Consider the following 24342-nt stretch of genomic DNA (forward strand, 5'->3'; position numbering starts at 1 on the left):
TCTTTATTCATCAGTTTTTTTAATGTCGTTTTCGACTTTCTTACCAAATTCTAGTTTAAACCACGGCTCTTTCTCCGTATCTGAATTATCTATATCTAAGAGGTATACAGCGAAAAACGAAGCGTAAGGTGTCAACATAAATGGTTCCAGTATCCCTTTGATATAGGCAAATAGCGTAATCAGGATGTAGAGAATCATCACACCGTAAAAAATATGTTTTCCTGTAATAACCAGTTGCTTTTTTATCATAAATCCCTACTTTCTTTTTTCTTGATTGATGAATTCGTTTCCATCACTTTATCTTGATATCATTGTAACACTTCTTTTTCTTTTTGACAAGTATCTTTGTCAAAAAAATAATAATTTTTGTCAAAAAGTTTATGATGATAGTCATAATGTAACAAAAACTTGTCATCGTTCTATCTAGTTATTCGTAAAAAACAAAAAAAGAGGCTATCTTGCCTCATTCTCCTATATTCGTCAAACGCTCTTTTAATTCTTTATACTGTATCTCTTCAAGATGGACGCCCTCCTGAGAAACGATATAGCTAGAGACAAGATTGGCAAATTTCAAGCCTTGTTTTAGGTTTTTTCCGATTGCCAGTGCAGCCATCAATGCTCCAACATGACTATCACCTGCTCCAATCGTATCTTTTACAGTTGCTGGAAAACTCGCTACTTTATGCCAACCCCCATCAAAAGCAATTGCCCCATTTTTTCCTCTGGTCACAATCACTGCTCGCCCAGTCCGATTAAAAAGCTGTATTGTAGCCTTCTCCACATCTACCTCATGAGTTAAATCAATTGATTCCAGCTCATTTACATGCAAGATTGGAGACAAATCCAGTAACTGTTGCATTCTTTCAGAAGGAATTTTATTTCCCCGCGGTCCAGGCGCAAAGATAATGGGAGTCGGGCAATCTGTCAAACTATCGACCAATAGCTGGCCCGTTTCCTCTTCCAATTCTAATCCACAGACATAGATATATTCATAAGAGGATAAATCAAGTCCTTCCAACCAAGAGGGATCAAAACGATATTCTACTCCATGATGCGATAAAAATGTTCGTTCACCATCTGACTCTACAAAACAATAGCAACAGCCATTTTCTCCATCTAAAGCAATTGACGTTTCAATACCCAGTTTCTTTAATTCATTTTTAACGAATGTTCCATAAAGACCTGAGCCAACTGGTGAAATAAAATCATAATCTACCCCGAGCTGGTGTAGAATAGTAACAACATTGAATGCACAACCACCAAGAGACATAAGTTGTTTTCTTATGTGTGCATCTCCTTGACGACCCGGTAATTGATCCAAATATATCATTACATCACAGACTGTTGATCCTATGACCAAACATTTTCCCATAAATCTCTCCCGTATCTAAAATCATTCATCCAGAATAAAGTCATTTTAACTATATTTATTTACTTCGACGTATGAGGCTGGTTTCAAGACCTGGGCCACTTCTCAGAGTACATGTCAACACCTCAGCACAGTGGGTTGATTGGCTTTAACAGTCAGGGGGAGTGAAACAGTTCAGTGAACTATTTCAGCCTGACGTGCGCCTTGCTATTTCCACTTGTCTAATTCAACAAATTTCTAGGTTTAACCAATTCACATTTAGGAGAGAGTCTCTTCAAACTTACGTGTCAAACTGGACATAAATTTGTAAAGACCAGAGTAACGTCCTAAATAATTTCGCTTCCATGGCTTATCTCGACCAGCAAAATGTAAGAAAACTGTCTGGTCAATCACCCAATTCAAGTCCCACTTTCCCTGACTTTTTGTTTGATAAATCAAACTGTAGCGTGCATCATAGTTGTAAACTTCATCTGGAATCGCGATCACCTTGTCAGCATAAAGACCATTCAGTACATCCTGATCAGGTAAAATCAATCGATTACGATTATTTTTGATAAAGTTTAAAATATCCTCTCGTTTTACATGGGAACGAATAGCTTCTAAGTTCATCAAGAGAACACCTGTATTGAAGTAAGAAGAATCCATTTCAAAATTATTCAGTCGAAACTTATTAACATAATCTAAAAGCTTACCATCTTCATTATGACTAGCCGCCACATAGTACTGCTCCCCCATCTCCATCTCATAAAGCTCCCTAAAACTATTTAGGCAAATCAAATCCGCATCTAAATAAAGGACTTTATCCACTTCTTCTGGTAAAAATTCATGTGCAAGAAGACGGTAATAAATGGTTTGAGGATAACGGTCTGTTGTAGGAGCACTTGCAAAAGCATCCTCTCCGACCACGATTGGATGATAAGTCATTCCCAGATTCTCCACAAAACGCTTGATTTCAGAGTGCTTTTTCAAAAGAACCTGCTGCATTAAGAACACCTGAAACGCCTGTTTTGGCATCTGTTGCACGATGGAGTATAAGACAACTTTTAGCTGTTCAACATAAGCATCATCGATTACAAATAATAAATTCATACCTTTTCCCTTTTGCTGATGGATTTCCTCCATTGTATCACAAGCCATTGAAAAAACCAAACTCCCAATGGAGTTTGGCATAAGACATTATAGGTTTTCTGCTACACTGTTTAAGAGTGTTTGGATTGCAGAAGCATCACTACCACCTGCCATGGCCATGTCTGGCTTACCACCACCACGACCTGCTACGATAGGTGCAAGGACTTTGATAAGATTACCAGCATGTACATTATTTGATTTGCTAGCTACAAGGACATTGACCTTGTCACCGATTGCAGCAACTAGTACCAAGACATCTGAGTAGTCTTTTTGTTTCCAGTTGTCCGCAAAAGTACGGAGAGCACCTGCGTCTGATACTTGGACTTGGCTGGCAATAAAGCGAACTCCGTTAGCTTCCTTCACATCTTTGAATACATCACCAGCTGCCGCTGCGGCTGCTTTTTCTTTCAGAGAAGCATTTTCTTTTTGCAATTCACGAACTTGTTCTTGAAGACTTGCAACCTTGTTTGGTACTTCCTTGATTTGTGGGGATTTGATAGTCACCGCTACTTCTTTCAAAGCATCTTCTTGGTCACGATAGGCAAAGAAGGCTTCACGGCCAGTTACAGCGATGATACGACGAGTACCTGATCCAATACCCTCTTCTTTTAAAATCTTGAAGATACCGATTTCAGACGTATTGCTAACATGAGTACCACCACAAAGTTCGATAGAATAATCACCAATTGTAACAACTCGAACTTCTTTACCATATTTTTCTCCAAAGAGTGCCATAGCTCCCATTTCTTTAGCAGTATCAATATCAGTCTCTACTGTCACAACAGGAATAGCATTCCAGATTTGTTCATTGACTTCTTCTTCAATGCGACGAAGTTCTTCTGCCGTAACTGCTTCAAAGTGAGTGAAATCAAAGCGTAGGAAGTCTTGCTCATTCAAGGAACCAGCCTGTGTTGCGTGTTCTCCAATGATGTTGTGAAGGGCTGCATGGAGCAAGTGAGTTACAGTATGGTTCCTCTCTACACCATTGCGACGATTTGTATCAAGCTCAAGTGTATACACCTGACCAAGTGAAATGCTAGCATGAAGCTCAACCTTATGCAATGGTTGCCCGTTTGGTGCTTTTTGAACATCAAGGACAGTCGCAACAATATCGCCAGTGGCATTTTTAACAACACCATGATCGGCTACCTGACCACCCATCTCTGCATAAAATGGCGTTTGATTGAATACTAATAATGCTTGACCTTCTGAAACTGCTTCTGTACGCTCATTTTCTGCAATGATCACAGATAATGTCGCGTCAAGCTTGGTTTGCCCGTATACAAATGTTGAAGATTCTGTAATACCAGCCAATGTTTCATTTTGCATTCCCATTGAACCACCTTTGACTACTGCTGCACGCGCACGATCTTGTTGCTCTTTCATCGCAGCTTTAAAACCTTCGTGGTCAATTTTATATCCTGCATCTTCAGCCAATTCTTCAGTTAACTCCACTGGGAAACCATAAGTATCATACAGTTTAAAGATATCCTTACCTTCAAGTGTATCCTTCCCTGCCTCTTTTAACTGAGCCAATAATTGATCTAAGTGACCACTACCAGCATCAATGGTACGGGCAAAAGTCTCTTCCTCGCGTTTCACAATCTTTTCAATAAAGTCACGTTTTTCAAGTACTTCAGGATAGTAGCTCTCCATAATGTGACCCACAATTTCAACTAACTTATATAAAAATGGTCCAGAAATCCCCAAACGTTGACCATGCATTGAAGCACGACGGAGAAGACGACGGAGAACGTAACCACGTCCCTCATTACCAGGGAGAGCCCCATCTCCAATGGCAAATGAAAGAGCACGAATATGGTCCGCAATTACTTTGAAACTCATGTTATCACCATCTGGATCATATGTTTTACCAGATAGTTTTTCAACTTCACGAATAATAGGCAAGAAGAGGTCCGTCTCAAAATTTGTTTTAGCTCCTTGGAAAATAGCTGCTAAACGTTCTAAACCTGCACCCGTATCAATATTTTTATTAGGTAATTCTTTATATTCTGAACGAGGAACTGCTGGATCAGCGTTAAATTGTGAAAGGACAATATTCCAAATCTCGATGTAACGGTCGTTTTCAATATCTTCTTCCAAAAGACGAACACCGATATTCTCAGGGTCAAATTCAGTACCACGGTCAAAGAAGATTTCTGTATCTGGACCAGAAGGGCCAGCACCAATTTCCCAGAAATTGTCTTCCAATGGAATCAAGTGACTTGGTTCCACACCAAGAGCAATCCAACGATTATATGAATCTTTATCGTCTGGATAATATGTCATGTACAATTTTTCTTTAGGGAAACCAAACCATTCTGGGCTAGTTAGCAATTCAAAACCCCATTCAATTGCTTCATCACGGAAATAATCTCCAATAGAGAAATTCCCAAGCATTTCAAACATAGTATGATGACGAGCAGTTTTACCAACATTTTCGATATCGTTGGTACGAATTGATTTTTGAGCGTTAGTGATACGTGGGTTATCAGGAATCACAGAACCATCAAAATACTTTTTAAGAGTTGCCACACCAGAGTTAATCCAAAGCAAAGTCGGATCATTCACCGGAACAAGATTTGCAGAAGGCTCAACCGCGTGCCCCTTAGATTTCCAGAAATCCAACCACATTTGACGGATTTGAGCAGAAGATAATTGATGCATAATTAAGATACCAAGCCCGATTTGAAGGCAACTGAAAAATAGGAAACTGGCAGGAAATCCTGAATTCCTAGACAGTTTATCTTTTTTCCAAGCCTTTCGGGCAGGTTCAATTTAACTGACTAGCTAAACTGAACGTTTCCTTTCATTTGTTTTTAGCTTGGCTTTTATTCAAAAATAACCTAACCAAACCATTCCTTTGTTAAAAATTTCAATTTGTTTTCAAAACACACATGGTTCCAAGGAACAGGAACCAACACAAATAGATTACTTGTATTTAGAAAAACTTTCAGTGATAAACTATGAAGAGCTGGATGCAGCTTCCATCATTTCCACGTAGTCAATAGCCACTACCAAAGAAATAACTAAATCAGCATAGTCATCATCTACAACCGTTACAGAATAATGGGAGGTTAAATGAAAAAGTTCTTTGGAAATTTCAGCAACTAGTTGACCATCCGGAGTCCTCAAACGAAAATCAAGGTCCCAAATATTGCCTTCTAAAAGCAAACCCAGGTTTTCTACCGTATATTGATCTCTGAAAAATGTCAATTTCTTTTGTAAATAGAAAGAATGACCATCAGCCATGTCAATAGTAAACTGAGGCAGGAAAGAAAATACTTTTTTCGTAATTTGACAAATTTCAATACCTTGGTCATTGGTGACAGTAAATCGTTTCGGAATTTCTAAAAAACTTCCTTTAACTTGATAGGCCAATTGTCCAAAATTATCTTGGATATCAAATTTTTCACCGCCAAACGTAAACCGTTGTTTCACTAGAAATTGTTTCATAATCACCTCAAAAAAATAACAAGAAATCAAACGAAGGGCGAAGAACCGCGGTACCACCTTCATTCAATGACTTGTCATTCTCATTTAAGAACCAGTTTTCAGTAGTAAAGCATTTCATATGAAAGAAAGATTTTCTAAACTGTGAACCCAGGTTCCACTATTCAATTGTAGTATTAAGTAGCAAAATACTTGGCTTAGATGGCTCGCAACAACCGCCAATTTTCTGAACTAAGGTGTCAAGTATTTATTCTTAATCGGTAAGACGTCAATTACTGACCTGATGAACTTGATTCGGTCGTTGATGATGACGATTCAGTTGAAGATTCTAATGTTGATGATGAGCTTGAAGACTCAGTAGATGAACTACTTGCATCAGTTGAAATGTATTGTGACAACAAGTTTTGGAAGGCTGAATCTTTAACTTTTACATTGGCATTTTGAAGTTCAGTTTTAATGACTCCAGAAATAAATGTCGAATCTGCTTGTTTTTCAGCAAGAATGATTTCTTTCAACTTATCTTTATAATCTTCCCAGTTAGAAGATTTTTCTGTCTTAGATTCTAATTTTACAACGTAATAGCTAGTTGTATAAGTTGTCATGTCAACTACAGATACAACTGAAGCACCAACTTGACCAGCATCTAAGGCAAAGATTGCTGTTTGAACTTCAGTTGGAACAGTGGTTGAAGACGAGTCAAACTTAATTTCACCACCATTATCCTTTGTATCAGTATCAGTAGAATTGTCTTTCGCTAATTGAGCAAAATCTGCGCCCTCTGCTTGTGCTGAAGCTAAAACTTCTTTTGCTTTAGTTTCATCATCTAATTTGATGATTCGTGCAGTCACTTCCGGTGTATAGGACTCATAAGCAGTCTTATAGGCATCGTCCGTTAATTCTTTTTCAGCCGCCTGTTTCACAGCATATTCCACTAATTTGTTTGTCCGGATTTGTTTTTTATAAGTTTCTTCTGTCAACCCAGCTGATGCTAAAGCAGTCGCAAATGAATCCCCATATTGTTCAGCCATCTTATTATAGGCATCGTCTACTTCTTGGGCAGAAACCTTATCGCCATAAGCTTTTTCAAACACATCACTGATAATCATTGAAAGCAATACCTGCTGTGCTTGAGAATTGTTTTTCACCTCATCATAGAATTCTGAAACAGAGATTGTATTACCTTTCATAGTAATAATGTCTTTGTCAGCACTTGATGAACATGCTGCTAATGTTGCAGCAGCAAATAAAGTTACTGCTCCTGCAAGAAATTTTTTAGTTTTCTTCATTGAAAAACTGTCTCCTTTTATTCAATAACCTCTATATTATAACACAAAAGCTTTAAAATTTCTTAAATTTCTTCTATTTCAAGTGTAATATTAGCACTATTCTTACGAATCATCAGTAATCCATCGCTCATTGAAACCAAACTAGCAGTCAAATCTGGATGATTTAAGGTTGCATGAAACAAGCGTTGTAGACCCCTGTAGATGGTTCGTTGTCCTCTACGCACTTCTTTAATGTCCTTTGCGATATCACCACCCTGAAAAATATCATCAAGAATAATCAAACCACCAACTTTTACCTTTTTCAATACTTCCGGTAAAAAGACAATGTATTTAGACTTAGCAGAGTCCATGAAGACAAAGTCATAGGTATCATCAGGGAGAGTTGGTAGCAAATCCATTGCTTCCCCTTCAAGTAAATCAATCTGCTGACGGTGGTCATATTTTGCAAAGTTATCCTTAGCAAAACCAATCATTTCTTCATTTCGATCGATGGTTGTAACGTGTGATTTAGGACTGTTCTCAGCCATTAATAGTGCTGAAAAACCAATAGCTGTCCCAATTTCTAATATTTCTTGAGGCTGCAAGGTTTGCATCAAAATCCGAAAGAAAGCAACTGTTTCATGTGGAATGATTGGAATATTTTCTTTTCGTGCAAAATCTTCCAATTCCTTTAAAAATCCAGTATTTTGCGCCTGGCGTGTTCGCATAAAGTCCACAATTTCTTCCTTAACAACAGGACGGCGCATATTGTGGTTTGCGTTTTTTGAGTAAGATTCAACCATAAAGTCAATTATATCATAGACTAGGTCAATTTTGTTCACAAATCAATCAAAAAGCAGGTTTCCCTGCTTTTATGACAATTGCTTCGCTAAGCTAATTTTGTATCCCACATTGTGAGCTAACTCTTGAATGCGTTCAAATTGTGCTCTTTGATTGAAGAACAAATAATACGAATCCGAATTCATATCCACAGCTCCAAGACAATAACCTTCAATACCATATTTGCGATCAATCACTGCTGCCCATTCTGGAATAGTTGCCGTTGGTACTAGCCCATCAGAATCTAAAGCTAGGGATATACCTGCTGATCGAACATGTTGGAGCCGGTCAAAGTAATGAATAAAATCAGTTAGCTGATCCTTATGATTTCGTACACAAATATACTCTCCATTTTCCAACAAGGTCATCAAAATTAACCAAAGATTTTCTTTTTCCGACTCACCGACCTTAGCAATAAATTGATCAAAGGTTACCGGATGCAAAATGCGTTCCATATCATCGAGGATTTTATTTGGATCAGTCGCAAAAACAACTTCCCTTAATGTAATAAACAGTTCTCGATCTCCATTTGACATCAAATCTGCTAGCTCAAAAACATCCTGTAACTGTTCTTCTGTTAACATAGTACCTCCACTTTATGAATTTGAAAAGTCCCATTTTATATGTGGCGCCACTTGCACTACAAAATGGTATATATCATTAAAATCTGCACCATCAAGCTTATTCAAATTGACGACTGCAAGCAGTTCTCCCTTATTTCCTACAATTCGCAAACGTTTCGATTGATAACCACGATAGACAGGAGAAACAAGGTAGCGAATCTCCGCAATCTCTTCTAACGAATAGCGCTGGCGTTCACTCCAAAAGTGTTCTTGAAATTCTAGGTACTGTTTTGTCAAGATAAAAACAGCCTTTTGCTTTCTCAATATATATATATAAACCAGCAAAGGTTGTAAAAATATCAAATAGACAACACTTCCTACAGATGGTTCAGGCCTAGTCAGACCACCAAGACCGATCAAGATTAAAACAAGACTAATCATACTGTGAATGACAATCGAACGGTTATAGGAAATCATTTTAGAGATGTACCCCTTTTTCAACAAGCTCCTCTAACTCAGTTAGGCGTGCTTCAAAAACTTTGAAAGCATCATTAAGATAGTCTTCCTTGGTCATGTCTACACCAGCTTTTGCAATGACATTGAGTGAGTAGTCTGAGCTACCAGCCTTCAAGTAGTTAAGATAGTTTTCTTTGTCTTCTGGACTACCATTGACAATTTTGTTTGCAAGAGCTGATGCTGCCGCAAAACCTGTCGCATATTGATAGACATAGAAATTGTAATAGAAGTGTGGAATGCGAGCCCACTCAAACTGGATTTCTGGATTTTCTTCTGCAGAAAGTCCGTAGTATTTCTCGTTTGTCTGACCGTACAATTCATTGAGGAAATCAGCCGTCAAGACTTGACCTTCCTGGTCTGCCTTATAGATAGCCTGTTCAAACTCGGCAAATTGGGTCTGGCGGAAGACTGTACCACGGAAACCATCTAGGTAATGGTTGAGAATAGCAAAGCGTTCCTTGTCATCCTCTACTTCTGCCAAGAGTTTTTCTGTCAAAAGATTCTCATTGGTCGTTGAAGCAATTTCAGCCAAAAATAGGGAATAATGTCCATAGACATAAGGTTGAGTCTTACGAGTCAACATAGAATGGAGAGAGTGGCCTGTTTCATGGATAAGTGTGTACATGTTATCCAAGTTATCCTGCCAGTTGAGAAGCATGAAGGCGTTGGTATCATAGGCACCACCAGAGTATGCTCCTGAGCGTTTTCCTTCATTAACATGGACGTCAATCCAGCGATTTTCAAAGGCTTCTTTTACAATAGCCGAATAATCTTCACCGAAGATTTCCAAGGTTTCTTGGCATTTCTTGAGTGCATCTTCATAGGAAATCTTGGTGCTAAAATCTGACAATGGCGTGTACATATCGTACATCTTCAAGTCATCAATACCCAGGAGTTTCTTACGCAAATTGATATAACGGTGTAAGAGCGGGAGGTGCTTGTTGACTGCCTCAACTAATGTATCGTAAACAGATTCTGGAATGAAATTAGCTGCAAGTGATGCGTGACGGGCTGAGTCGTACTTCCGCAAACGAGCTTTCAGGTTATTGACCTTAACATTAGACTGCAGAGTCTTAGCGTAGGTATGCTGGAACTGCTCATAGGTTCCGTACATAGCCTCATATGCTTCTTGACGGACGTCGCGGTTTTTAGACTCCATAAAGTGGATGTAGTTACCGTGAGAAAGTGGTACCAAATGCCCCTCTTCATCCGCAATTTCAGGGAATAGGATACTTGCATTATCCAAAACAGAGAAGGTTTCAGCTGGAGATTCGAAAATCTCACTCGTAGCTGCCAATACTTCTTCAATTTCTTGAGACAAAACGTGGTCCTTAGCTGCTAAGAGTTTTTCAAATTGATGGCTGTACTGCACCAAGGTTGGCTCTTCATCCATGAATGCTTTCAACTGTTCCTCAGTAATAGCCATAAATTCAGGTTCATAGAAGGCAAAAGCCTGTGAAAAGGCCGAATACAAGCCCATGGCTTTAGCCTGAAATTCCTGGTATTTGCCTTCACGAGTATCTTGATCGTTCTTCATAGACGCATAGACATAGAGTTTTTCAATGCGACGCATGAGACCGAGTTGTGTTTCACTAATATCTAAGAGACTTTTAGCCGAATCAAGCAAGTGACCTGCAAAATCTTTTGTTTTTTCTGTTTCAGCTTGTAATGAAGCTAATTCTTCTTCCCAAGCTTCATCGGTTGGAAAAATAGTGGTCAAATCCCACTGGTATTTTTCTTCAATTTCGTAACGTTGTTTAGACATAATAAATCCTCCGTATTCCATATTTTAACATAAAAATGCCACACTTTCCAACGGGAAGTGAGGGCTTTCATAACAGTTAATATACTAAAATTACATAATGCGAAATACACTATTGAAAATGTCGTTCCTGTTTCAAAGGCACAACTGCTAAAGTTTTGCCTAGACTAGCCAATACCTTCAAGACGGTGTCCAATTGTGGACTAGTTTTACCTGCTTCCATTCTTGCAATAACTGGTTGGCTCACCCCGCTTAGCTCCTCTAGTCTTCTCTGACTTACTCCCTGTTCATGCCTTGCTTTTATCAGTTCGCTCATAATTGCCACACGCAAATCACTTTCTATGATTTCCTTCTCACTGAAGAGTTCAGACAGTACCGATTGCCAGTTACTACCAATTGCACTATTTTCCATTGTTAATACCCCTTCCTTTCGACACTGCCAGGGAGTGAGAAAGAACTCGACCGGTCAAAAAGAGTTCGTCTTCTCACCCCCGCACAGTTGATTAGGTCAGATTTGGAGTGTGAAACACGAACAAGTCTGCCAATCAACCACTGCGCTGAGATGTTGGCACGAGCCTGATAGGGGGCTTGAACTTTTGCCCAGTCCCCTTTTCAAGCTCCCTCCGTGGTGTTTTCTGTGACTGTTTCACAAAATGATGCAGTAAAACAAAACTCCTATCATACCATGCGACAAATAAAATCCTATCTCTTAAAGGACGCAATTCCCAAATATTACCTTCCAAGTGCTTCACATATGGTTCACCAATTTGAGTTCCCAGTTGACTTAAAAGTTCAATATAATCATTTATCTTATTCAATTTAATCCTGCTATCTTTCCCCTTTTTAGATGCAAGCTCCCTCAGATATTCTAAAACAGGCTCCTTTCCATCCTTATCCTTATAAAAATAAATAGTGTACATTTCTTCCTCTTTCTATATATTATAACTTAAAAGTTATCATTTGTCATTCTTTTATTCTACTTATTTTCCAATAAACTGCTGGTGGATAAACCGCTTGTATCCGCTTGTCTTTAACCCTAGCATAATAGACATCAAAGTCCTGGTAAACCGAGTTCAAATTTACCTGTATCTGGGCAAAGCCAATGGCAGAGCGGGGTAGTCGGATGTGGGGAAACCAGTCTAATACTGTCTTGGTCAGTAGATTTTCTCCACGTCCATAAGCCTCTGCTTGCAGGGCGAGCCATTTGGGAGATTTGTAATAAAGCTGTTGAGCAATGTAGCGAGGCAAATCCTCATCCATTGGACAAGTCATGCTAGATAGAATTTGCTTGGCAAAGGGCAGACGCAAGATTTCCAATAAATTTCCCTCGCCAAATGGAAAAACCTTTGTCAGACAGTGGACCTTACCTCGTAAGTCTTCATGAATAAGGTAACGGAGCCGCATTTCTTTTTTCTCGTCATCCAATTCCCAGAGGTGAAACCCCATATTCATACTAAAAGAGAGAAATTGCTTGTGCAAATTGGTCAGTCGTTCCTTGAGCCACAAATCCTTGCCAAGCAGCCAAAGAACCAGATAACCAGCCTCTCGATAGGCTTGCGTCCTCAGCTGCAAACGAGAAATGGGTAGACTGGAACACTGCACTTCCAAGACTAAACGGTCATTGACAAATAAGTCCGCTATTTGACCTAACTCTGGCAGGCATTTTTCAAGTTCAACTTGTTCCTCATTGATTAACCACCTGTACAGACAAGACTTGAGTGACAGATGTTGGGTGGACTCATTCTCGGAAAAGTAATGGCAGTCCCGCAGGGTGACGTGGGCAAAGTGCGAACGCAGAACTTTTCCGGATTTGTATCGGACCAGTCCTCCACAACCTGGACAGCAAAAGCGACCTTGCGGCGCAGGATTTTCCAAGACATTAAAAACTTGTCCATCTTCATCAAGTGCAACTAACATAAAACCTCCTTTCTATATTAGTTCGCAAAAAAACACCCAGCTGTGCTGAGTGTTTGAACTTTCTTACCCAATCTGACTGCCGTTTGGCACTGATGGGTCTACTGTTAAGAGTGTTAAGTTGCCGTCGTGTTCGGCTGAGAGGATCATGCCCTGGCTGAGCAAGCCCATCATCTTACGTGGCTTGAGGTTGGCAACGATTTGGACTTTCTTACCGACCAACTCCTGCTCATTTGGATAGTATTTGGCGATACCTGACAGGATTTGGCGGTCCTGACCGTCACCTGCGTCCAGGCGGAACTTGAGTAACTTGTCAGAGCCCTCCACCTTGGCTACTTCTTTGACTTCGGCCACGCGGATTTCCACCTTGTCGAAGTCCTCGAACTTGATTGCCGCTTTCTCGTTTTTCAGTTCCACGTCAGCCGGGTTCCACTCTTTTTCTTCCTCTTGGGAAATAGCAGAGCTGCTACCCATTTGGGCTTGGATATAGGCGATTTCCTCTTCCATATCGAGTCGTGGGAAGATAGGCGTGCCTTTTGCGACCACTGTCAAACCAGCTGGAAGACCTGCAAAGTCAAGGTTTTCAAGGTCAAATGCAGTACCCAAACCAAGCTGTTCCATAATGGCATTAGACGTAGTCATCATAAATGGTTGAATGAGGTGCGCCACCACACGAAGACCTGCTGTCAAATGAGCCATAACCGCTGCCAACTTGTCGCGGTCAGCTTCTTCTTTTGCCAAGACCCACGGAGCTGTTTCATCGATGTACTTATTGGTACGGGAGATGATATTCCAAACAGCTTCCAAGGCGCGTGGATAGTCAACGGCTTCCATATACTTGTGGTAGCTTGCCAAGTTGTCCGCTACTACTGCCGCCAAGTCTGCATCAAAATCAGTCACGTCAGCAACAAAGGTTGGCACCTGACCACCGAAATACTTGTTAATCATAGCAACCGTACGGTTGAGCAAGTTTCCAAGGTCATTAGCCAATTCATAGTTAATACGACCAACATAGTCTTCTGGTGTAAAGGTTCCGTCAGAGCCAACTGGCAGGCTACGCATGAGGTAGTAACGGAGCGGATCCAAGCCGAAACGCTCGACCAACATTTCTGGGTAGACCACATTACCCTTAGACTTGGACATCTTGCCGTCTTTCATGACAAACCAGCCGTGAGCAACCAAGCGATCTGGCAGCTTCATATCCAACATCATAAGCATGATTGGCCAGTAAATGGAGTGGAAGCGAAGAATGTCTTTTCCAACCATGTGGTAAACAGTTCCATTCCAGAACTTATCATAATTGGCTGTCTCTTCCTGACCGTAGCCCAAGGCTGTCGCATAGTTAAGTAGAGCATCTATCCATACGTAAACAACGTGTTTTGGATTAGACGGAACAGGTACACCCCATGTAAAGGATGTGCGAGATACTGCTAAATCTTCCAAGCCTGGCTCGATGAAGTTTTTCATGATTTCATTCATTCGACCATCTGGTTGGATAAAGTCTGGGTGAGCATTGAAGAATTCAACCAATTTATCTTGATATTTGCTGAGGCGGAGGAAGTAGGACTCTTCTGATACCCAAGCAACCTCATGTCCACTTGGAGCAATCCCGCCTGTTACCTTACCATTTTCATCACGGAATACCTCTGCCAATTGACTTTCAGTGAAGAATTCTTCGTCTGATACAGAGTACCAACCGGAATATTCACCCAAGTAAATATCATCTTGCGCTAGCAATTTTTCAAAAACATCTGCCACCACTTGTTCATGGTAATCGTCTGTTGTGCGAATAAACTTATCATATGAAATATCAAGAAGTTTCCAAAGTTCTTTCACTCCGACCGCCATGCCATCTACATAAGCTTGTGGAGTTAATCCAGCCTCTTTTGCCTTCTCCTCAATCTTTTGACCGTGCTCATCAAGACCTGTTAAATAATAGACATCATGCCCCATAAGGCGTTTGTAGCGAGCCAATACATCACAGGCAATGGTCGTGTAAGCTGATCCGATATGAAGTTTTCCAGACGGATAATAAATCGGTGTGGTGATATAAAACGGTGTTTTTGTCATGCTTTTTTTCCTTTCAAATTCAGAGCAAATGAAACCCTGTTATTGACAATACTTCATTTTATCATATTTTCAGCTAAATCACAAAATGGTTCTCATTGTTATTCTTCTTCCATCTATGCTATACTATACTGTAATCCGAATAGAAAGAGGTATGCTATGTTTACTAAGAAAAATTGTCTTATCCACCTTTTCTTCCTTGTTATCGCTGCTGGACTCTATCGTTACGGTATCAAGGCACCTGATTTAACTTGGAATATGTTTTTGGCCTTGGTTTCATTAGATTTTGCTATTCTGACCCATTTTTCTAAAAATGGACTCATCAAATTCATAACCGCTGTCCTTTGGCTTTTCTTTTATCCAAACACATTTTACATGGTAACAGATATTGTTCATATGCACTTTGCCAACACAGTTCTATGGCAACGAGAAAGTATGATTCTCTTTATGCTTTATGTCCCAAGTATTTTCTTTGGGGTCATGAGCGGTGTGGAAAGTTTAAGACTTATCTTCTCCGCCTTTGCCATCAAATCCTATTGGCTTCGCCTAGTCCTAATTGGTGGCCTGTCCTTTCTCTCTAGTTTTGCAATCCATATTGGTCGCTATGCTCGACTAAATTCCTGGGACATTTTTACACGACCAACTGTCGTTGTCAATGAAATGATCGATGTTATTTCTTGGGCAGCTCTGCCATTTATTTTAGGATTTACATTTATCCAAATTATGGTTCTGGTCTTTGCGATTGATGAATAATGAAAAAAACGGAAACAGTTTTGAACAGCTGCTTCCGTTTTACTTTATTCGATATGAAGTTGTGGAAAAATATCTTCCAAATCAGAAATTATTTCTTGATGAAAATCCAAATAATAGGTTTTCTGATCAGAATCTGGAAGCTTTTCAATATCTGATAACATATTTCGATAACGGTTAAGAATCTTTCTACCAGCTTCTTTATCGATTTCACTTATCTGTCTCTGACCTGCCGCAACCTCATCCAAGTCTCCATACCTTGCAAGTATGTCTTCAATCCAATCGCGCTTGTCCTTGTTAAGCTCCACTATTCTTTTTGTTAGCCAGTCTTCATAAGTTTCCTCATCTGTCATTTCCGATTGAACTTTGACAGTTTGATATAACCGACACTTTCTTTTGGGGCTAAAATAATTGCGATAGAACCAGAAAGCAAAGAGAATGAAAATCAAAATATTTACAGGAAATAGAAAACTAACTGTGACCAACAAAACAAGCCACAAGATTAACTTCACATTTCTAGTTACTTTTTCTGCTCTGCAATTCTCATCTTCCCAATTATCTAAGATAGTCTGGGCTTGAGCAGTATATTTTTCAACTAATTTAGCCAAACGAAGCTTTTTTTCTGGGTCATCTTCAAGTTCCATAGCCAAATAGGCCTCGTTCATTCTCGATTTAGCTGCTTCGTATGCTTGGACAGTCCCCAAGTATTCAGCATTTCTATTCATTTGATTTATCAAACGGTTTGTTTGTCCATGAATGAAGGACCGATCACTTGATTTTAAATTTCGATAGCTCATTGAATTGCCTCCAATACACTTTGGGTTTGTCTAGTTTGATAAGATAAAAAAATTTGCCACACCACTCAAAATCATCTGAAGATAATCTGTGAACTTCTTTCTGAACACTTTTCTTACAGAAGATTTTTATAGTCATATTGAGCCATCTTATTATCTAGTAATCTCCTTGAAATCATATATTCTCTGACTTCATCTCGATTCAAATGTTGGATAGCTTGCTTTTGGAATGACATATAGTCTGTCATAAACTCAATAACATCTTCCAATTGAACTGGTTTTCCTTCAAATAAATCTGGCGAAAGATACATTTTAACCAGTCTCTCAATGACTTCTTCATATAATTGATAATGTGCAGTGTGCTCAGCCAATAATTCTTGATGAATATCCCTAGTCATAATATTATCAAAAATCAAATTTGTATACTTAATAACTTGAAGATGTAAAGCCAAGAGTTCTTTATCATTATCCAAAAGTCGAATCAATTGGTGCTTATCAGGATCACGGAACTCAACTTCATGTGAAAAAGAGTCTATCATTTTCTCTAATCGTGCAATCAAATTGAGTCTTTGTAAATCTGAAAAACCTTGGATAATCCCCGAATTAAGGTCTTCTTTTAAAGCCTTCATTTTTGAAATAATTGTATACCCATAATTTAGTCGATCTCTTGAAAGTATCTCATTCGATGAAGAATCATCTAGCATTTCAATCCAACTGGTTGCATTTTCAGCTACCTCATTCAATTCCAAACGGACAGTCTCCAAATTTTTTGCACCGTAAGTAATATGAATTCTATCAATACTTTCCTTGATAAAATCTCTCCTCGTCCCATCTTCATTAAACTCATAGGAATCAGAAAGCATCCCTTTTTTCTCCGGATCTCGCTTTTCAACCTGATATCTAAATTCATCCACGAACAGTATGACACCTATTTGAACATCTAGTATTCCCATTCCTAAATCTTCAAGAGTAATGGCATTAACTTCTGCAGCTAAGTGCTCTAGTTTTTCCAAAATAGCATAGCCCTCATTTAGCTTGTCCCTAGTTTGATAATTGGTATGATAAGGTTCATCAAGACCAATTACCCAATCCCTTGCCAAGGAAATGAGCTGATTACCTTCTGAAATATAGGCTGTCAAACTGCGAATTGGAAAAGATTCCTTTCGGATGACTTTACTAATATTCTCACGGTCTGCTGGAGAGCTAGACTGTGGCTGTTTTGATTTTTCCTTTTCTTTATTATCATCCTGTTGCAGCACTCCAATAATAACCAAAACTGGTAAAGTAATATACCAATATTTAATGAGTAGTATAAAAAAATCAATCATATCCCCTCACAATTTCAAGGAGTTTCTCATAAGAATCAACCACATCGTAAATCCGATCGTCCGCAATCAATCCTTTTTCCTTCAAGGCTTTGAAGTGAGCTTTGGCACATTCAATCTTAGTTGAGTTGACTCCTTTTTATAAATCATATAGCTTAAACCAACGTTTGATTATTCTTCTATACAATTGTTAGTCGTAATTCTGCCAACCTAAAGTTATATGAGAAAATGTGTTGAAAGCTATCTTAATGACAAATAGTCGAATCTGATCACATTATTTCAAGACTAAAATCCAGAAAACTCACATGATATAAATATTTTACGATAACGTAATTATTTTAGCAATAATTTAACAATTAATAATCACTTCTTTGCTGAATTTTCACAATAATTCTATGAATTGTCTTTTCAATCTCAGCTAATTCCACAACAAACCATTCATTTATTGTAACTTTTTTGCCAGTTGGTGAGATAGTTTCCAGTTGAACCCGTTTATCACTAAATGCATCATGTAGATACTTCTCTAACTTACTAGCGGAAACATTCTGGATCTCATAACTAGCTACTAAATGGACCGGAGCAAACAGATAGGTTGGTTCATTTTGGCTATTGGAGAGCCGTTTTTTGATGTCTGTCGCCACCCCAATCTTGTAGAGGTTTTCCAATTCTGTAAATCTACTATCTTTTCCTGCGTATTTGACAATATAAATGTAGCCAGTCGTATGGTATATAGGAGAGTCCTCACCGAGCATAGAAATACTGTCCAGAGGTTCTGTCACCAATCTACCCGAACGCTTTTTATCGTACAGAGAAGAAATCAAACTCAAGAGCCAAACATGGTTCTCCGTGCCATTTTCATAAACGATATACACCTTATACTTACGATCAGTCGACTGGTTCACCTCGACATTTGTTTGAGGATCATAAATTTTGGCAACATATAGCATAACACCATTATCAATATAGAAATTCCCCTGTTTAATAGGATTTTTTCGACTGATACGGTTTCCTTGACTAGTTTCTTCAATAGATTTTATGTGACGTCTACCGCTGGCAATATCCGCATGAACCTGGGTAAATAAGTTCCGATAGACCTCAAATCCCGTCTGAATACGTTTGCGGCTACTAGACCTACTCGAAGCCCTAACAGTTCCCTGATAACGTTTGGTGCTAAATAAGGACTGATCTGTTTCAAAGTTTTCAAATAACTCATCATCATTTAAAATATCATCTAAGTCATCTACCATGTCCCACTCCTAGCAAATCCAACTCATCATAAGCAATAACCAATGCCTTTCTGTCCTCATCCGAACGGATAGCCTTCAAGCGACTGAACAACTGACGTTCCTTAATTTGAGTGCTTCTTTGTGGCTCTCGACCATGTTCCTTAACCCAGTGAATAATTTCCATAAATTTCTCAATCTCTGGGTGTAGTTTTTCTACTTTAACAACGCGAATCCCTTCTACCAGACTATCGAAAGCTTCATCAGCAAAAATATCATCTAAGGTTGCAAAATTTTCTATCATTGATTATCCCTTTCACGACGGAGTTCGTCCAGTTTAGCTAAGGCAAAATAAAGGCGTTCTTCTTCTAAATCTGAAGCATTTCGCCTTGGTGAACGTCCATGCTCAGCTTGGAATGCCTTGATTTGAGGATAGAGCATACGCAGTTCATCAGTCGTAAAGTCTACTTTTTTAGCATCAAACACCCGTGCAATCAAGCTCAAGGTCCGACTGTCCACATCTCTTGATAGAACCTCATAGGCACTTTGGAAAGGATTGACACTATCAATCAAATCAATGCTCAAGTCATCAATGTTGATAAATTTATCCGCCATTTTTAAGAGTTTCTTATTCTCACTATCTTTCTTGGCATTGGATAAGGTCAAATCAGCTACCAAATGCTGACGAACTTCTTCAACCTCTGTCTGTGTCAGGTCTGGATAACGGGTCGCAATCACCCTTGGAATCAACTGTTTATTGATGACCTTGCTCTCTGTATTTGCCAAAATTGCTGCCTGCACCACATCATCTTGCAAGACAGAGGCCTTTAAGTCAGTAATATCTTGCTCGATGATTTTTTTGGTGCGTTCCGTTGATGGCTTGGCCAGACCCTTGATAAAGATTTCCGCTCCCTTAGCTTTCTGATCATTATTTTCTTTTCGCTTAAACTTGAAAGACGGCGAGAGGACGTTCTCCATCAACAGGCTGGCTGTAATGGCTTTCATGATATTATTAACGGAAAATTGGACTTCCTCGTCTTCTGCATCAGGTTCTGCGATTAGATTAGTAAATTGGGCTCTGGTTTTATTTGAACTGTCCCGTGTGACCCGTCCGATAATCTGGACAATCTCTGTCAGCGAAGAACGGTAGCCGATGGTCAGGGCATATTCCGCAAACGGCCAGTCAAAGCCTTCCTTGGCCATCCCTAAAGCGATAATCATATCTAGCTCATCTTCGCTGTCCATTTTTGCCAAATAAGTGCTGACCAAGTCACGACCATCTTCTGTCACCAAGTCCGCAATCTTCAGGATTTTACCTGTCTTAGAACGCAGATGAATAATCCCATGCTCATCTTTATGCAGGTAATCCCCTAGACAGTCTAAAATCTCATCCACTTCTCCATACTTATCCTTTGAAGACTCGCCAGAATTGATATTTGGAATGTGAATGATGGTCTTCTTGTCAATGAACTCTGGCAATAAATCTGGAAAGGCATCCGTGTAGCGACCACGATAAAACTTGTAGTTCATGACGAAGGACTTTAGATATTGATAGCCCTCCAACTGTTCATAGTAGGTATAGGTCACACGCTCAAAACGTGCCTCATCCGCTGGGTCCAAGATAGGCACACTATCTCCACGGAAATAGGAGCCTGTCATGGCAAAGACATGGGCAGTTGATTTTTGCAAGACTTCCCGCAGGGCAGTTCCCAAGACAGAGTTATCATCCTGTGAGACATGGTGAAATTCATCGATTGCAAGTAGGCAACCATCAAAATCGCTGGCATCCAGTTGCTCCGAAGCAAAGCGGAGCGTGGCATGGGTGGCAATCAAGACATCATCTGTTTCATCAGTAGACTGGATAAAGTTGATAAACTTTTCTACCTTGCTTTTAGCGGTGCCTGATGTGGTCAGGTTGTTTTCCTCTTTGACTATCCAATCCCAGTAGTAACCAAAATCGGAAAGCTTGGTCGAACGGAAGGACTTGCCAATGGACTTTTCAGGCACGGCTATGATAGCCTTTTTCAAGCCTTGACGTTTCAGCTTATCCAATGCAACAAACATAAGTGCCCTAGACTTGCCTGATGCTGGCGGTGCCTTGACCAAAAGGTAAGGGCTGGTTCTCTTTTCATAGACACGCGTCTGCATCTCGCGCATGCCCAGTTCATTGGTATTGACGCTGGTTTTCTTCTGACCATAGGTCACTTCAAAAAGCTGACTCATGACTGCTCCTTCATTTCTTTATAACGTTTTAAAAGGTGACTAAGGCGTTCTTCGTCGCTGGTAAATGGTGTTTCCTTGTAGGCCCGTTCAACAATGCCATCTAGTACCTGATGGGCTTCTCTGAGAGCTTGCGGCATGGTATCACGATGATATAGCTCTGCCAAGGTACCACCTAATTCTTCCCGTAAGTCAAGGATTTCAAAAACTTGCTCTTCGATTTGATTTTTTCGCTTAGTGGATAACTCTGGTACAGGGAAGGTGTTGTAGACCAGACCAGCTGAGTAACGATAATCTGTTTTTAACTTCCCACCGATAGCCCGCAACCAGGTCATGTGAAGCCGTGACATGAGAAGACCAAGAGGGTAGACAGGGGCGTTGTAGACAACATAGGCTGAATTTGAAATAATTGTATCCTCAAAGACTAACCCCATCGGCAAATAATCACGATTTTCAGATGAAGTAGCCGGAACCAAGAGCTGAACAAACTCATCTGCACCTGATTGTTTGAAGGTCGAGTAGGCTTCGTCCCACTCACCTTTTTGTACAAATGCGTAAGGTACTTTTGCTGCATCTTGAGTGGACTTTGCAGGACTACTCATCCTAGCCTGAACTACTCCCTCAATCCTTAAATGTAACAATGAGTTATTCTGAACTGTTTGATATTCCTCTTTATTCAGCCAAAACACATATCTTGTTTTATCTTTGATATACTCTTCACTGCCAATATATCTCTTAATAAACGGTTCAAGGTCAGGATTTTCATCTACTATCTTATTCCTTTCATTTAAGTCAGAAATAATCAGATGACCACCATCTCTAGGCATACTACCGAACACCATTTTTGGCAATCTATTAAGCGGATTATTACTACTCTCAACCAAAATATCTTCCCCACTAGCTAAGTAGGGATTGATATGGGCAACCGTTTGACAAACCAATGTTTCATCAAAAATATATTTTTTGGAACCTACATTACCCTTATTTGCCAGTCCAACAATAGCGACAGTTACCCCAGCATTATTTGCAGCACTATTTCCCCACTTGAATGATGTATAAGCAAACTCTATCTCCATTTTAGATAATACAGGTTGCCAAATAAAAGCAACTTGTTCTCCTTGGAAAATTGAGTTTGTTGTTACAAAAGCAAGCTTTGCATTGGCGGTATTGATGAAGTCAATTCCTTTATAGAACCAGCCTGCAATGTAGTCCATTTTCTTATACTTGAATTGTTCACCAATCGTCAGGCGTATATCTTCTTTTTGCTCTTTATTTTGCAATTTTGACCCAATATAAGGCGGATTTCCTATCAGGTAGATTTCATCAGTCGGTGCGTGTGGTACAACACTATCCCAGTCAAGTCTAAGAGCATTTCCTTGGGTGATATTTCCTGCATCACGAAGAGGGAGAAAGGCTTGTTTTATTGAGATTTCTTTTTCCGTTTCCACATTCATTTGGTGCTCTGCTATCCAGAGGGAAAGACGAGCAACCTCATGAGCAAAGTCATCTAGCTCAATTCCATAGAACTGATGAAGTGAGATTTTGGATTTCTCAAATAAGTTAATACTGTGGTCATTTTTTAGATGACGGAGGGTTTTCAAAATCTGAATTTCCAGACGGCGAAGCTCTTTATAGCTGATAATGAGGAAATTCCCTGAGCCACAGGCAGGGTCAAAAAACTTTATATTAGAAAGTCGTTCGTGAAGCGTGGTCAATTCATTTTGATAGGCTGTCCTGTTCTCTCGCTTGGTTCGCTCTGTTGTATCCTTGTCTTCATTTTCATTGATTTTATCCACGATAGTCTGAAAATTGGCTGTTAGTTCATCAAGGAAGAGCGGCTTGATGACCTTCATGATATTTTCAACTGAAGTATAGTGCATACCAGAGCTTGAACGGTGTTCACTACTAGCAACCGTCTGAATCATAGCCCCCAAAATATCAGGATTGATCTCATTCCAGTTGAGGAGCTCGCCTGCTTCCAAGATTAACTTTCTCGTTTTCTTATCAAATTCTAAATTTGTCGAAGCATTTGTAAAAAGTTTTCCATTGACATAAGGAAAATCCTGCAACCAGCTTTCTTGGCTGAAACGATTGGCAATATCAAGACTGGCAAATATCTGATTAAAAAGAACATTCAAATCACTGCCATCTTCTCGCGAGCGTGTTTTGATGGCATTGGTAAAGATACCCTTTTTCATGATTTCTGTATCTTCGGCAAATAAAAGAAATAGCAAGCGAATCAAAAACAGGTTAAACTCTTTTTCCTCTTGACTACGGTCATCAAAGTGATTGATTTTCTTTAATTCATCATACAAACGTGTGAACCGTTCCGCAGCCTTAATATCCGCAGGATTTTCCTTGGCATAATCCACCTTCTCTACACCATTCCAAGCCAAGAAGAAATCGGCATAAGTTGGCAAGTCCTTAAAAGGAAACTGTAAGGTATCGAAAGTCTTTGTATCCTTGGCCGCAAAGTCCACAAAATTGGTCACAATGATGTAGCGGGGTTGTGATTTTTTATCTTTGATTGCCTCTTCAATCTCAGCAACACCAGCCACGACTGACTTTTCAGTAGGAACAGTCTTGAAATAGAGCTTATTCTTAATTTCACCACTTTGATCTTTACGGATACGAGTGATGGTCGCTTTGGGAATATCATAAAAAGACAAGAATTCATAGATAAAAGAAGCTTGGTCAAAGCCATCTTCCAAAAACTGCTGAATCTTGTCTTCGATTTTAATAATATCAAACTTTGCCATAATATCTCCTACTTTTCCTAACACATTTGTATTAGTACAAAAGGAGCGATCGATGAAAAAATAACCCACGTTATTATACTAAACACACCATTCAGTTTCCTAATCTGATTTTGTGATAGGACTGTTGTTGTTAGGGTTTGACTGAAAGTCAAACCCATGGTATACGTAGTATATCATGGGCATATTTATATTAGTTGTCACATTATTTCTGCCATTATCATATTATTAATAATTTGACATCTTATTGGAAGTTCTAGCTCGTTACAAAACCAGCGTTACAAAACCAGAGGTAAATTCTCAAAGTAAGTTCTAGTTCCCGTTCTTCCAGAAGTTACTCTGAGAAAACTGCATAAAATCAACAGAATTTAGTCTCAGACTAAGTTCTGTTTTTTGA

Annotated in this window: 21 protein-coding genes; 1 reads left to right on the forward strand and 20 read right to left on the reverse strand. The window is 39.4% G+C overall.

Annotation, left to right across the window (positions count from 1 at the left end):
- Positions 1–3: 3 nt before the first annotated feature.
- The 14 genes from K6V43_RS02170 to metG form a co-directional block, all read right to left on the reverse strand.
- Positions 4–249, reverse strand: a complete 246-nt coding sequence (locus K6V43_RS02170) for a hypothetical protein (RefSeq protein ID WP_222381357.1) — start codon at positions 247–249, stop codon at positions 4–6.
- A 214-nt stretch (positions 250–463) separates the two neighbouring features.
- A complete protein-coding gene (locus K6V43_RS02175; RefSeq protein ID WP_222381360.1) occupies positions 464–1372 on the reverse strand; it encodes a PfkB family carbohydrate kinase in 909 nt (302 codons plus the stop codon).
- A gap of 255 nt (positions 1373–1627) precedes the next feature.
- Complete coding sequence (locus tag K6V43_RS02180; RefSeq protein WP_172016344.1) at positions 1628–2458, reverse strand: glycosyltransferase family 8 protein; 831 nt, start codon at positions 2456–2458, stop codon at positions 1628–1630.
- A gap of 87 nt (positions 2459–2545) precedes the next feature.
- A complete protein-coding gene (alaS, locus tag K6V43_RS02185) occupies positions 2546–5164 on the reverse strand; it encodes an alanine--tRNA ligase (protein WP_222381363.1) in 2619 nt (872 codons plus the stop codon).
- A gap of 297 nt (positions 5165–5461) precedes the next feature.
- Positions 5462–5953, reverse strand: a complete 492-nt coding sequence (locus K6V43_RS02190; protein WP_222381366.1) for an LURP-one-related family protein — start codon at positions 5951–5953, stop codon at positions 5462–5464.
- Positions 5954–6222: 269 nt separating this feature from the next.
- A complete protein-coding gene (prsA, locus tag K6V43_RS02195; RefSeq protein ID WP_222381367.1) occupies positions 6223–7236 on the reverse strand; it encodes a peptidylprolyl isomerase PrsA in 1014 nt (337 codons plus the stop codon).
- A 62-nt stretch (positions 7237–7298) separates the two neighbouring features.
- Positions 7299–8018: an O-methyltransferase gene (locus K6V43_RS02200; RefSeq protein WP_222381370.1), complete on the reverse strand. Its 720-nt coding sequence runs from the start codon at positions 8016–8018 to the stop codon at positions 7299–7301.
- Positions 8019–8087: 69 nt separating this feature from the next.
- Positions 8088–8639, reverse strand: a complete 552-nt coding sequence (locus K6V43_RS02205) for a DUF6630 family protein (protein WP_222381372.1) — start codon at positions 8637–8639, stop codon at positions 8088–8090.
- A gap of 12 nt (positions 8640–8651) precedes the next feature.
- Positions 8652–9095, reverse strand: a complete 444-nt coding sequence (locus tag K6V43_RS02210; protein ID WP_222381408.1) for a hypothetical protein — start codon at positions 9093–9095, stop codon at positions 8652–8654.
- Between the two features lies 1 nt (position 9096).
- Positions 9097–10899, reverse strand: a complete 1803-nt coding sequence (pepF, locus tag K6V43_RS02215) for an oligoendopeptidase F (protein ID WP_222381375.1) — start codon at positions 10897–10899, stop codon at positions 9097–9099.
- A 109-nt stretch (positions 10900–11008) separates the two neighbouring features.
- Positions 11009–11308: a helix-turn-helix domain-containing protein gene (locus K6V43_RS02220; protein ID WP_222381377.1), complete on the reverse strand. Its 300-nt coding sequence runs from the start codon at positions 11306–11308 to the stop codon at positions 11009–11011.
- Between the two features lie 133 nt (positions 11309–11441).
- A complete protein-coding gene (locus tag K6V43_RS02225) occupies positions 11442–11816 on the reverse strand; it encodes a type II toxin-antitoxin system RelE/ParE family toxin (protein ID WP_261311755.1) in 375 nt (124 codons plus the stop codon).
- Positions 11817–11859: 43 nt separating this feature from the next.
- Positions 11860–12813: a competence protein CoiA family protein gene (locus tag K6V43_RS02230; RefSeq protein WP_222381381.1), complete on the reverse strand. Its 954-nt coding sequence runs from the start codon at positions 12811–12813 to the stop codon at positions 11860–11862.
- A gap of 63 nt (positions 12814–12876) precedes the next feature.
- Positions 12877–14880 (reverse strand): methionine--tRNA ligase, encoded by a 2004-nt coding sequence (gene metG, locus K6V43_RS02235; protein ID WP_222381383.1) that lies wholly within the window; start codon positions 14878–14880, stop codon positions 12877–12879.
- Between the two features lie 156 nt (positions 14881–15036).
- Here metG and K6V43_RS02240 point away from each other — a divergent pair, with 156 nt between their 5' ends.
- Positions 15037–15630 (forward strand): DUF1361 domain-containing protein, encoded by a 594-nt coding sequence (locus tag K6V43_RS02240; RefSeq protein ID WP_172006092.1) that lies wholly within the window; start codon positions 15037–15039, stop codon positions 15628–15630.
- 44 nt (positions 15631–15674) lie between these two features.
- On the opposite strand, the gene K6V43_RS02245 is transcribed toward K6V43_RS02240, so the two are convergent.
- From K6V43_RS02245 to K6V43_RS02270, 6 genes are all read right to left on the reverse strand, one after another.
- Positions 15675–16424: a hypothetical protein gene (locus K6V43_RS02245; RefSeq protein ID WP_222381386.1), complete on the reverse strand. Its 750-nt coding sequence runs from the start codon at positions 16422–16424 to the stop codon at positions 15675–15677.
- Positions 16425–16537: 113 nt separating this feature from the next.
- On the reverse strand, positions 16538–17749 hold the full coding sequence (locus K6V43_RS02250; RefSeq protein ID WP_222381389.1) for a hypothetical protein: 1212 nt from the start codon (positions 17747–17749) through the stop codon (positions 16538–16540).
- Between the two features lie 353 nt (positions 17750–18102).
- Positions 18103–18993 (reverse strand): GIY-YIG nuclease family protein, encoded by an 891-nt coding sequence (locus tag K6V43_RS02255; RefSeq protein WP_222381391.1) that lies wholly within the window; start codon positions 18991–18993, stop codon positions 18103–18105.
- On the reverse strand, positions 18983–19273 hold the full coding sequence (locus K6V43_RS02260; RefSeq protein ID WP_222381393.1) for a hypothetical protein: 291 nt from the start codon (positions 19271–19273) through the stop codon (positions 18983–18985). The genes K6V43_RS02255 and K6V43_RS02260 overlap by 11 nt, the downstream gene beginning before the upstream one ends.
- Complete coding sequence (locus tag K6V43_RS02265) at positions 19270–21192, reverse strand: DEAD/DEAH box helicase family protein (RefSeq protein WP_222381402.1); 1923 nt, start codon at positions 21190–21192, stop codon at positions 19270–19272. Before K6V43_RS02265 ends, K6V43_RS02260 begins: the two co-directional genes overlap by 4 nt.
- Positions 21189–23948 (reverse strand): DNA methyltransferase, encoded by a 2760-nt coding sequence (locus K6V43_RS02270; RefSeq protein ID WP_222381404.1) that lies wholly within the window; start codon positions 23946–23948, stop codon positions 21189–21191. Before K6V43_RS02270 ends, K6V43_RS02265 begins: the two co-directional genes overlap by 4 nt.
- Positions 23949–24342: the final 394 nt, after the last annotated feature.

Origin of the sequence: Streptococcus suis, assembly GCF_019794615.1 — a bacterium.
GTDB classification, from domain to species: Bacteria; Bacillota; Bacilli; order Lactobacillales; family Streptococcaceae; genus Streptococcus; species Streptococcus suis_AI.